This is a genomic window from Bradyrhizobium sp. BRP19 (assembly GCF_020194195.1).
Classification (GTDB): Bacteria; Pseudomonadota; Alphaproteobacteria; order Rhizobiales; family Xanthobacteraceae; genus Bradyrhizobium; species Bradyrhizobium yuanmingense.
The window spans coordinates 1-10,011 of the sequence record NZ_JADYVZ010000041.1 but is presented as its reverse complement, the minus strand read 5'-3'; the positions used below and the strand labels follow the sequence as shown (position 1 = coordinate 10,011).

Here is a 10,011-nt window from a genome sequence, read left to right as displayed (position 1 = left end):
GCGTGACTTTCGGTATTCGTTTCAATAAACAGCGCTCGAAGTACAGAGCCGTCGAGGTCAGGCTGATCGATTGAAATATCGCGCATCCTGCTGCAGGCGTGCGCGTTACATAACATCCATAGCGCAATAGCAACAATGGATCGTGCATGAGTTCATTTGCGGGAACCAGACACCTAGTCATGGACGTTTGCGACGCTCGCGCTCGGAAGCGCGACGCTAAGCTAATCGATAGGAATTGTCTTCATTGTCAATGCCGAGCAGACAGCCAAGCTCGCCCGTGCATATCCGCTTAAGCGATCCCGATTGAGCAAGCGCTACCAAATGAGATAGGTTCGCCATGTTGCCGGTTGTGGTACTTTCCGAAGCCTCTTGGTCGCATCTAGACCACGCAGCGCGCTGCGATCCTGTTCAGACGGGGAGACGTTGAATGCCCGCGAGAAGTCCCGAGTACGAGAAACGCGAACGGAAGTCAGATCCAGAGCGCGAACGGGCCGCCCGGGCATCAGCCGGAGACAACAGACCTGTTCGGTGCGGCATTGAAACACGGTCAAAGCTGGCTGCTTCCTCTCTGCACGCTCAGGCCAATCTTCTGAAGAATCTTGCCAATTCCAAAACTCTCTCGGACGTAATGAAGTGCCATCTGGATTTCGCGGAGCGGCTCTGGTCGAAATCGTTTAACGAAAGTGACAGATAATATGTAAAGCGGGCCCGTCATCTGCGGCAAAGGTGAGCAATTCGCCGACGTGAAATCGCGCGCTATTCCCTCCGAGGTGAAAGAGCTTTTGGCAGGCCGATTATTCTTATACGGACTATCGGCGCGCTGCACGTCGCGGACTGCCCAGGAAGTCAGCAACGTCGTCACCTATTGGACGAAATCAACTGGCGGCCGGTCGGCCACGACTAATTCTCTTGCGACCGAAAGCGTCAAACTTCCATGGAGAATTGATCACGGCAACTGAAACCAAAGACCTGTCGCGAAGTTCGACCAACGATCCCGCCGTCGCGGGCGAGATATGGCAACCATTTTCGGCATTCAGAAGCGAGATCGATCGGATTTTCGACGATCTCGGTGGCCGCTTTTGGAACCAGCCAGTCCGCTCGCTCGCGCGCCTCAAACGCGATCTTTGCAAGAAGCTTTCGGCCCCGGCGGTCGACGTGACCAAAAGCGACAATGCGTACGAGATAACGGTCGAACTACCTAACCTCGACCAGAAGAATATCGCAGTCAAGCTTACTCATGGTGGTCTTAGTATCAGGGGCGACAAGCGAGATGAAACCTCTTCGCCCTACCGGACGGCGTCAACTCCGACAAGATCGAGCCCACTTTTAAGTACGGTGTACTGAATGTCGTTCTACCGAAGACCGAAGAGGCGCAAGAAGGCAGCCAAGACCATCAACGTCAAGGCGGCCTAAGGCTTCGCTGGGGCGAGGCTGTGCCCCCAGCCTCGCTCATCCTGCAAGTCCCCAGCATCGGTGAGGCGGCCTTTCATGCGTACACATCTTATCGCGAGCAAAGACCTCCTCTCGTGACGCCACACACCACAATCCAAAGAGCAGCCAATATCCTGCTCTGGATTCATGTCAGCGCGCCGGCCTCTCGTCAACGACGTTGAAACTGCTTCAAAAAGTGACTTTTGAAACTGTTTCGAACAGTGACTTTTGAGATTGGCGCACCGGTTCAAGTAAGCCGCATGGCATCGTCAACTTGATCAACCGCTGAGTCTCAGAGATTCGAGAGCAATGGCGCTTATCGTCGTGTATCGCACCAAGTCGCAAAGCAGGCGTGCAGAAGACGGAAGTCGGCAGTGACGGCTCCGGGATATTAAGAGGCAGGCCTCGAGCGGAGCTCAGCCATTAGGCCATCTGCTTAAAGTATTGTTCGTTCCAGGCTCCGGAGGTGGAGTGCATCGGCAAGGGCAACGCAGGAGCAGAGCCAGATGTCTTCCTTGGCCTTATCCGCTACTGCGGGTCGACCGGCGACGGTCCGGTTCATCGTGAAGCGCATGACGGAATGGAAACTCCTGATGCGCAAGCCGAGACGTTGCGCAAAAACTGGCGGCTCACGCACGCGCCATTTGATGAAGCGTCATATACGCGCGATTTGAATACACTCAGACGTCCATTAGATTACACCCGTTGTCGGATGTTCGACGAGTCGGACATGGAACGCAGCGATTCGGAGGTGCGCGTTGTTTAGAAAGATATACTGCTCTGGCACGTCGTTTGCTCCACGATGTACAACAACGCGCCCGGCTATTTAGGCCCCTCTAATGACAGGGCTTTCCGAATGCTCGCCGGTCCTGATGCTTCCGTCGTTCCAACAACTCAATAACAGATGACTGAGAACACCTGCCGAGCTGCAAAGCGTGGGGTCCGGCGACAGCGAACATTAGCCTAGAGGGGCGCGACGACCATGGACAGATTGTACGGGCATGATGAAGGCTCTTCGTACCGGGCCAGACGTTCGCTCCCGAAACAGAATCGTTTTTCAACGTTCGGGATTTCAGCGCAGCCGCTCATTGGGCCATCGAACGGCTCACTGATATGCTGTCGGGTAACGACGTTGAAGGTGTGCGTCTGCAAAGACCGGTCGATCTGATGGCCCGCGCCCGCAACCTCATGACGGCGGCGGCAGGCGTGCGCTACCGGCGTTCGGATCGCGAAGAAGGCACGGATATTGGACGAGTTCGTCGACATCACCGGATCCCATCGCAAGCATGCGATGCGTCTACTTCGAAACAAGGAAGACGCACGCCAAGGCCGACGGGGGCGACGTCGGATCTACAATGAAGCAGAACACACCGCGCTTTGTGCTGCTTTGGGAGCATAAGACCGGATCTGCGGGAAGCGACTGAGGGCGTTAATGCCTGCGCTGATCGAGGCGATGGAACGCCACGGGCACCTCGACCTTGCCCCTGAGATGCGTGCCAAACTTTTGGCGATGAGCGCTGCGACGATCGATCGCGCATTGGTGCAGGTCCGAGAAAAATTAGGTCGCAAGCGCCGGCGGCACACAGCACATTCCCTGCGTCGCAGTGTTCCATGATACCGTGTTCGTGAACGAGACGCTGAAGGCCTACTGCGAAGCGGCCGACATTGTCTCCCCGCGTTGTCGTCCCTACCGGAAGAATGACCAGGCGTTCGTCGAGCAAAAGAACGGCGCCGTCGTGCGCAGGATGGTCGGCTATCGTAGGTTCGAAGGCCTGGAAGCGGCCGAGCTGCTGGCCGAAGTGTATCGATCAGCGCGGCTGTTCGTGAACGTCTTGCGACGGTGCTCGTGTACGCAAGACATACCGCGCGTCAGCAACGCCTCACCAACACCTGGCAGCAGACGCCCGCACGCCTGATGCTGTCCGCCATCATCTCAAGAAATCTATGCCGTTCTCGATCCGGTCGCGTTGTTGCGCGACATTCGCGACGGGCAGGAACGCCTCGCGGCCCTCGCGGATACCCAACCAATCGGCAGCCCTGCTGCGGCATCGCACTCGATCGATCGTTTCCTGGCAAGTCTACGCACAGCTTGGAAGGACGGAGCCATGCGACCAACGGATCGGCTACTCGTGAAGGCGAGAAGAGGCCGGCGTCGTCCCGACCCGCTCATCCGGGCAACGCCAGATTTGCGAAAATGGTTTGAAGCCGAGCCTTGGCGGAGTGGCAGCGAACTGCTCTCGCGCCTGCAGGTGGAGTATCCTGGAGCCTATCCGGATCAAGCTTCGAACCCTTCAACATCGGCGGAAATCCTGGCGCGGCGAGCAAGCGAATGCGCTCTGTTCGCTTCAAGTGAGAAAATGCCGCCAGGGTATGAGGTGACAACGCCCCAATGACGTGCGAGGTGCCTGCGGAGGGAGGCCGGACGCTCCGAAACCCCGCCATCTCCGCACCCGGCCTCCTCCTCAACTCAGGCCAGGAGCAAAATAAATGAGGCAACCAATCGCGCCCGGGAGCATCGATATGTGAGGCAATACGCGCGTTCTCATCCCGATTGTCGCGCTATAACCGGCAACCGATGGCTAGATGAGCTTCCCTCTCTCGAGTATTTTTGTGAACAAGCAGGCTCCCTAGCCATCGTTCCAGATCGCCTTCACAAGGTCGCTGCGGCGACCGCGGAAGACGAACAGATGACCGCTGAGCGGGTCTTTGTGCAGCACCTCCTGCGCTTGGAGTGCCCGCGACGGAAAGCTTCTGCGCATATCCGTGTAGCCTGTCGCGAGCCACATTCGCACATTCCCCGTATAGCAATCATCGGCATCCAAGCAATCGAGGACCTGCGCCAGCGCCTTCGGATCGACGTGCGCATCCCCCCAGATGCACCATCGGTTGCCGAGATCGATCTCTATCAATCCAGTACGCGCGGCTGCCACGGAGCGAACTCCGCCCTCAACCGCAGGCAAAAGCTTCGGAGTTTCCTCAGCCGATCCGCCACGGCGGCGATCTGCACCGGCGTAAAAGATGGTACAACTTGTTCCGACGTCCGTGCTTGTCGATGCCAAGTAAACACCAGGCTGGCCGCTACTCCGTTGCGACGCGCAACCTCAGTCACCTTCGCGCCCGGCGCTAACGTCTCGACAATCCGCGCCTTGTTGTCCTGCGACCAGCGCCGCCGCCGCTTCCGTCCGCCCAAAACCTCGACCCGCATCGCCTGACGACCTTAAAGCTAGACTTAAGGTCACACGCTTCGCGAATTACCATCCGTCACGCAAGACGGCCCCCTTCGGATGCGTACCTCTCGAAATCCGGCCTGACTTCAGCTCCCCTGTTGCCGCCCCGAGGGGCTGACATCACACAAGCGAATATCGTCTGGCGAGCGATCGGCGCTCAGAGCGATGTGATCACCGCAATGGCAGTGGACTAGAATGCGGCGCAATCCCATCTCGCGCATCTCGCCGAACGTGATCTTGAACGGCCGGCCATCGGCTTCAGTGCGCGCGCGGTGACGAACCGCGGCTCGATCGCGAGCGCTGGCCGCCGGAGGCGGGCATGCCGTGATTAGAGCGCCATCGTAAGTACCTCGCAATTATCTATCCCTAACCGAGCGAATAAGCCTACGAGATAAGGTAGTTGAAGTATTGCTGTTTGCACGGCACCTTCCAGCCTGGATCCAGCGCTCAGGCGATTGTCACCTTACCAACCCAGTGGTGAGCTGAACCGGGGACACGAGCTCGCCCCCGGGGAACCCAGAGTGCGACTCCGAACAGACCACACTCGCCAACCAATCTGCGTCAGTAACTAACGGAGAATTACCCAATGGATTATGAAACGCTTGTGGATCTATCGCAGGACTTGCTGGTCATCACGGCGAGATTCCAGGAGCAGCTCGAGGATGTGGCAGACCAGATCGACCTCACGACGCGCTCTGGCGCACGAGTGTCGAGATCGCGGGCGAGGCGCGCATTGCGCGACGAGAACCTGTCCCGTGCTCGTCTCGATCGTGCAGCTCGCTCAGGGTTGCGGGCCGTTCGCGTGGCGCGCTCTCTGCGCGACGAAGAGTTGCGGGCCGAGCTCGCAGATCGTGCGGCGCGCTCGTTGCGGGATGAGGAACTGCGGGCCGATCGTGTAGCGCGCTCCCTGCGCGACGAAGAGTTGCGGGCCGAGCTCGCAGATCGTGCGGCGCGCTCGTTGCGGGATGAGGAACTGCGGGCCGATCGTGCAGCGCGCTCCCTGCGCGACGAGGAGTTGCGGGCCGAGCTCGCAGATCGTGCGGCGCGCTCGTTGCGGGATGAGGAACTGCGGGCCGATCGTGCAGCGCGCTCCCTGCGCGACGAGGAGTTGCGGGCCGAGCTCGCAGATCGTGCGGCGCGCTCGTTGCGGGATGAGGAACTGCGGGCCGATCGTGCAGCGCGCTCCCTGCGCGACGAGGAGTTGCGGGCCGACCTCGCAGATCGTGCGGCGCGCTAGTTGCGGAATGAGGAACTGCGGGCTGATCGTGCAGCGCGTTTGACGCGACGAAGGGAGTGAAATGGCTGTACTTGCAGCGCGTGTGGCGCGTGAGCTGGGAACGGTGGCCGCCCGATGGTGGCGCGATTTCCAGGCGGTCTAGAATTGTGAAGTAGTACAGTGCTCACTCCATCCGAGAAGCGAGTGGGCCTCCTCCTGAATTTGGAGGTCCGACCGCATATCTCCATGAGGAATACTTCATCCGCCATCGCATCGAGGCGACTAAGCGAATCCTTCTCACCGCCAGAATCGATGTGCCGGCTGTTGCTTCGCATGATCGAGGAGGACCCCGATAGTAACCGTTTCTGGAGGTCACTACGCCACGGAAGAGCTGAACCAGGACATCCTTTATAGGCGTGACCTTAAGCAGAACGGCCACAGTGATGAAGTCATAGACGAAACTCCTCCACTCGGTGCGACAGAGTTCAAATTTAGGAGCGATCATGAATCCGTCCGTGGTTAACAGAGCGTGGCTGGAGACCGCGCAATCGATCGAAAGCATCGCTACTCCGAGTGCAGAGGAATTTTATCGACGATTTGTGCGTCCGGCGCTTCCGGTCGTCATCAAAGGCGCGGCATTGACCTTGGGGGCTATCGAACGTTGGAGCTCCGGCTACTTAAAGGCAGCAGCAGGCCATAGGCGGGTGCCCATCGAATTCTCTCCGGACAAAGAGTTCGCAGTCCCAGAGCGAATTGGCAAAGATCAAACCCACTCGACCTTCGGCCGCTTCGTCGATTATCTGCTCTATGGCGACGTAGCCAGTCAAACGACCTATTATCTCGCCCAGATTGATACGTTGCGGTATCTCCCTGAACTTGTGGGTGATGTCGTTCGTCCGCCGTTCGCCCCACTCGCGAAGATAATGAGGCCTCCATACTTATGGATGGGAATTGGCCGTAACGCCTCGAAGCTGCATTACGATTCCTACGACAACCTGTATGCAATGATAAGCGGTCGTAAGCATATTACCTTGTTCCCGCCGGCGGATCGCAGGAATCTCTACCCATATAATGACCATCCTAAGCATCGTCACTTCAGTCGTTTAAACCTTCGCCTTCCAGATCTCGATCGGTTTCCGAGATTGTTGAACGCGCGGCCTTTCGAATGCGTATTGTGTCGTGGCGATATTCTTTACATTCCCGAGGGGTGGTGGCACTATCTTCGGTCTCACGGCCTGAACGTTGCTGTGAACTGGTGGTGGATAGAAGGGCATGCCTGAGGGCGCTGGCGCAAGCCTTGTTGGTCGTATAGTTGCGGCTGAAGCTCGCATCCGATCACTCGTGAGGGAGACTTTCGTCGACCGTTCCCCAATTCTTTCGGGTTTGTCCGGGGGAGGGGAGGTGTGGCTCAAGTACGAGAATCTTCAGCACACGGGATCTTTCAAGGTCCGCGGCGCTCTCAACAAGATCCTGTCCCTCTCCAAAGACGATCTCGCCCGAGGCGTCATCGCCTCGTCAACGGGGAACCATGGACTTGGCGTCGCCTATAGCCTTTCCGCGCTAAAGGCACGCGGGACCATATTTCTGCCCACGACTGCCTCGAAATCCAAGATCGTCGCTCTTGAGCAGTACAAATCCGTCAAGCTGCAGTTTTTCGGCGCGGATGCTGTTACTTCCGAAGCGCACGCGCGCGAAGTCGCGGTCGTCCAACATAGGACATACATCTCGCCCTATAATGACTTAGACGTTATCGTGGGTCAGGGCACCATTGGCATTGAACTTGAGCGGCAATGCCCTAGGCTAGACGCAGTGTTTGTATCGGTCGGTGGCGGCGGCCTTATCAGCGGCATCGCTAGTTATCTCAAGCCCCTCCATCCTGAGCTCCGGATCGTCGGCTGCTGGCCTGAGAATTCCCCGGCACTGTATCTTGCGTTAAAGGCTGGAGAAATAGTGGATGTGTGCGAGAACCCTACATTGTCGGACGGTACTGCGGGCGGCATCGAAAGTGAGGCCATCACTTTCAATTACGCTAGAGATCTCATAGACGAGTGCGTCCTGGTTCAAGAAAACGAAATCGTGGACGCTATTCGGCTCGTGCTCGCTGGCCACAGGATGGCAATCGAAGGAGCCGCAGGAGTGGCGGTAGCCGGCTATCTGAAGACGGCGGAGCGATACGCTGGCCAGAACGTTGCCGTCGTGGTTTGCGGCGGTAATATTTCCTATGAGATGCTATGCTCAATCCTCTGCTAACAGAGCGGCCGGCTGTCGGCTTCAGTGCGCGTGCGGTGACGAACGGGGCGTGGCATGCCGCGATTAGAGCACGATCGTAGGTACCTCGCAAACTATCGATCCTAGCCGAGCTCGCACAAATAAGCCTACGAGATAAGGTAATTGAAGTATTGCTGTTTGCACGGCACGTTCCAGCCTGAATCCAGCGCTCAGGCGATTGTCACCTTACCGACCCAGTGGTGAGCTGAACCGGGGACACGAGCCCGCCCCCGGGGAACCCAGAGTGCGACTCCGAACAGACCACACTCGCCAACCAATCGTATTCCTCCATTGAGGACCGTCTTGTTTGACGAAGGCGAGGGCTGCAGGCCCTAGGGGTAATCCTAGGCTAGGCTAAGATCCACTGCGGGGCTTGCGGCGACCTTCTTGGCAACCGACCTTCCAAGACTAGCGTGCGGGGGGAACGAGCGGCGCCAGAAATCGCCGCCAAAGAAGTCTTCGAACAAGCGATCCACCTCGTTGCGCAATGCCTCGAGTGGGCGCCATGCTTCAGGAAAAAACGCGGGCTCACTAGCCTTCCTGGTGACGGGTAGTCTCGTCTCATTCGCCATGATCTAACTCCATGTTTGAGATCATTCTGGAAGGCGCAATCTCTGACTGCGCTGAGCGGACCAGGTCGTCATAGACCGTAATAGCAACCAATGTGCCAACTCGCCTCCTGATTGAGCGCTCATGTGTGAGACGAACATATTTGAGGCGATGGCTACGGGCGACCGGTCGAAAGTTTGGAAGATTGAGCAGGACCCATCTGAAATAATAGGTGGTCCCGGGGAATGCTCCCTAGGCATGCGAGGTGGCTGTCTAACAAAGACGACCCACAGCGTCCGATCTCTGACAAGCTTGGTTCTCAATCGGACAAACGCTGTGCAGCAGAACAGGAGGACGAAAGTTGCGCGGCCATCCTTCGTCTCGGCAGCAACAAGATGCCTGGCATCGGCTTTGCACCGAGAGATCTGGGAACGTCGTGGAAAGTCACCCTGCTCGCAAAACGTCCTGTTGAGGTTACGTGCTTTCTTGGTCACACTTTGACCTAGCTTGCGAGCAGTTTGTCGGATGAAAGACGCCATAGATAGGCAATCCGGCACCACAGCGCAATTCAGTATCACGGGGCGGCATCGACTCTAGAACAGAGGAGGTCAGGCCATGTCTGACTCGTTCCAGCGCTCCAACCTGGCCAGTCAATGGAAGCGCAACGTGCAGAATTCGAGCACGCGCTCACCGGCAGCCCATTCAGAATCTACGCTGATCGCATGGTCCAACAGGGCGCGAAGACCATCAACATTCTACAAGTTGCCTGGATACTGCGGGTCAAGCGCGGCTGCGAAATGGTCTTTACACGCCTACCCGAGCTCTTGGCAAGCGGCGAACGTCTAGCCAAAGATCTGAGGAACCTGCGTGACGATGGACGGCTTGGCGTTTCTTGGCGTGAATACATCCGCGACGCGGGCGAGCGCGCTATATTGCTAATCGATCTTCTCCGAGAGAGCGGCGACCTCTTCCTTGAACATGAGGCGGCAGGCTGTCCGCCGGTTCTTTTCTACGAGTACGAGAAGATCATGGACGGAAGGGATCTTCCCGTAAAGTCCAACTTCGTATTGCTGCGCATCATCCCGTCGCAAGATGTTACGGTCGATTACTCCCGTCGTCGGCCGTTTGTTATCATCCCTCCTCGTGCGGGACACACTGCGGGTGTGGGAGCCCACGAGCACGATAGTCAGCTCTGCCGCGCGGCAATCAGGGTGACAGTGGAGCGTCAATCAGGATGAGAGAGCTTCGCCGGGCTCGTGACGCAGGGAGGGCGTAGCCCGACCGGAGTTACGAGCCCGGCGTCGGCGCGATCCACAGGGG

The 10,011-nt window shown here is 57.9% G+C and carries 9 protein-coding genes and 1 pseudogene; 8 read left to right on the top strand and 2 right to left on the bottom strand.

Annotated features, from left to right (window positions below; all coding sequences use genetic code 11):
* The first annotated feature begins 909 nt into the window (after positions 1-909).
* The 4 genes and pseudogenes from I6F36_RS39960 (at position 910) to I6F36_RS37955 (ending at position 3,824) form a co-directional block, all read left to right on the top strand.
* On the top strand, positions 910-1,344 hold the full coding sequence (locus I6F36_RS39960; protein ID WP_346656711.1) for an Hsp20 family protein: 435 nt from the start codon (positions 910-912) through the stop codon (positions 1,342-1,344).
* Positions 1,314-1,613 carry a hypothetical protein gene (locus I6F36_RS40130; RefSeq protein ID WP_225154088.1) on the top strand — a complete coding sequence of 100 codons (300 nt, stop codon included), beginning with the start codon at positions 1,314-1,316 and terminating at the stop codon, positions 1,611-1,613. The genes I6F36_RS39960 and I6F36_RS40130 overlap by 31 nt, the downstream gene beginning before the upstream one ends.
* Before the next feature lie 284 nt (positions 1,614-1,897).
* Complete coding sequence (locus I6F36_RS37960) at positions 1,898-2,197, top strand: hypothetical protein (RefSeq protein WP_225143839.1); 300 nt, start codon at positions 1,898-1,900, stop codon at positions 2,195-2,197.
* A gap of 347 nt (positions 2,198-2,544) precedes the next feature.
* Positions 2,545-3,824 (top strand): annotated as a pseudogene (locus I6F36_RS37955) (ISNCY family transposase).
* 234 nt (positions 3,825-4,058) lie between these two features.
* On the opposite strand, the gene tnpB reads toward I6F36_RS37955, so the two are convergent.
* Both tnpB and I6F36_RS40125 read right to left on the bottom strand, forming a co-directional pair.
* On the bottom strand, positions 4,059-4,361 hold the full coding sequence (gene tnpB, locus I6F36_RS39955) for an IS66 family insertion sequence element accessory protein TnpB (protein ID WP_225131468.1): 303 nt from the start codon (positions 4,359-4,361) through the stop codon (positions 4,059-4,061).
* Positions 4,337-4,636, bottom strand: coding sequence for a transposase (locus tag I6F36_RS40125; protein ID WP_063710717.1), 300 nt, complete (start codon positions 4,634-4,636; stop codon positions 4,337-4,339). The genes tnpB and I6F36_RS40125 overlap by 25 nt, the downstream gene beginning before the upstream one ends.
* A 608-nt stretch (positions 4,637-5,244) precedes the next feature.
* On the opposite strand from I6F36_RS40125, the gene I6F36_RS37935 reads away from it, so the two are divergent.
* From I6F36_RS37935 to I6F36_RS37920, 4 genes are all read left to right on the top strand, one after another.
* Positions 5,245-5,895 carry a hypothetical protein gene (locus tag I6F36_RS37935; protein WP_225143838.1) on the top strand — a complete coding sequence of 217 codons (651 nt, stop codon included), beginning with the start codon at positions 5,245-5,247 and terminating at the stop codon, positions 5,893-5,895.
* A gap of 482 nt (positions 5,896-6,377) precedes the next feature.
* Complete coding sequence (locus tag I6F36_RS37930) at positions 6,378-7,154, top strand: cupin-like domain-containing protein (RefSeq protein ID WP_081494001.1); 777 nt, start codon at positions 6,378-6,380, stop codon at positions 7,152-7,154.
* A complete protein-coding gene (locus I6F36_RS37925; protein ID WP_225143837.1) occupies positions 7,147-8,124 on the top strand; it encodes a threonine/serine dehydratase in 978 nt (325 codons plus the stop codon). Before I6F36_RS37930 ends, I6F36_RS37925 begins: the two co-directional genes overlap by 8 nt.
* Before the next feature lie 1,220 nt (positions 8,125-9,344).
* Positions 9,345-9,929 (top strand): DUF3141 domain-containing protein, encoded by a 585-nt coding sequence (locus I6F36_RS37920; protein ID WP_225143835.1) that lies wholly within the window; start codon positions 9,345-9,347, stop codon positions 9,927-9,929.
* Positions 9,930-10,011: the final 82 nt, after the last annotated feature.

Coding starts and splice junctions, on each gene's coding strand:
- I6F36_RS40125 (WP_063710717.1), bottom strand. CDS start 4,636: ATGCGGGTCGAGGTTTTGGGCGGACGGAAGCGGCGGCGGCGCTGGTCG.
- I6F36_RS37935 (WP_225143838.1), top strand. CDS start 5,245: ATGGATTATGAAACGCTTGTGGATCTATCGCAGGACTTGCTGGTCATC.
- I6F36_RS37930 (WP_081494001.1), top strand. CDS start 6,378: ATGAATCCGTCCGTGGTTAACAGAGCGTGGCTGGAGACCGCGCAATCG.
- I6F36_RS37925 (WP_225143837.1), top strand. CDS start 7,147: ATGCCTGAGGGCGCTGGCGCAAGCCTTGTTGGTCGTATAGTTGCGGCT.
- I6F36_RS37920 (WP_225143835.1), top strand. CDS start 9,345: ATGGAAGCGCAACGTGCAGAATTCGAGCACGCGCTCACCGGCAGCCCA.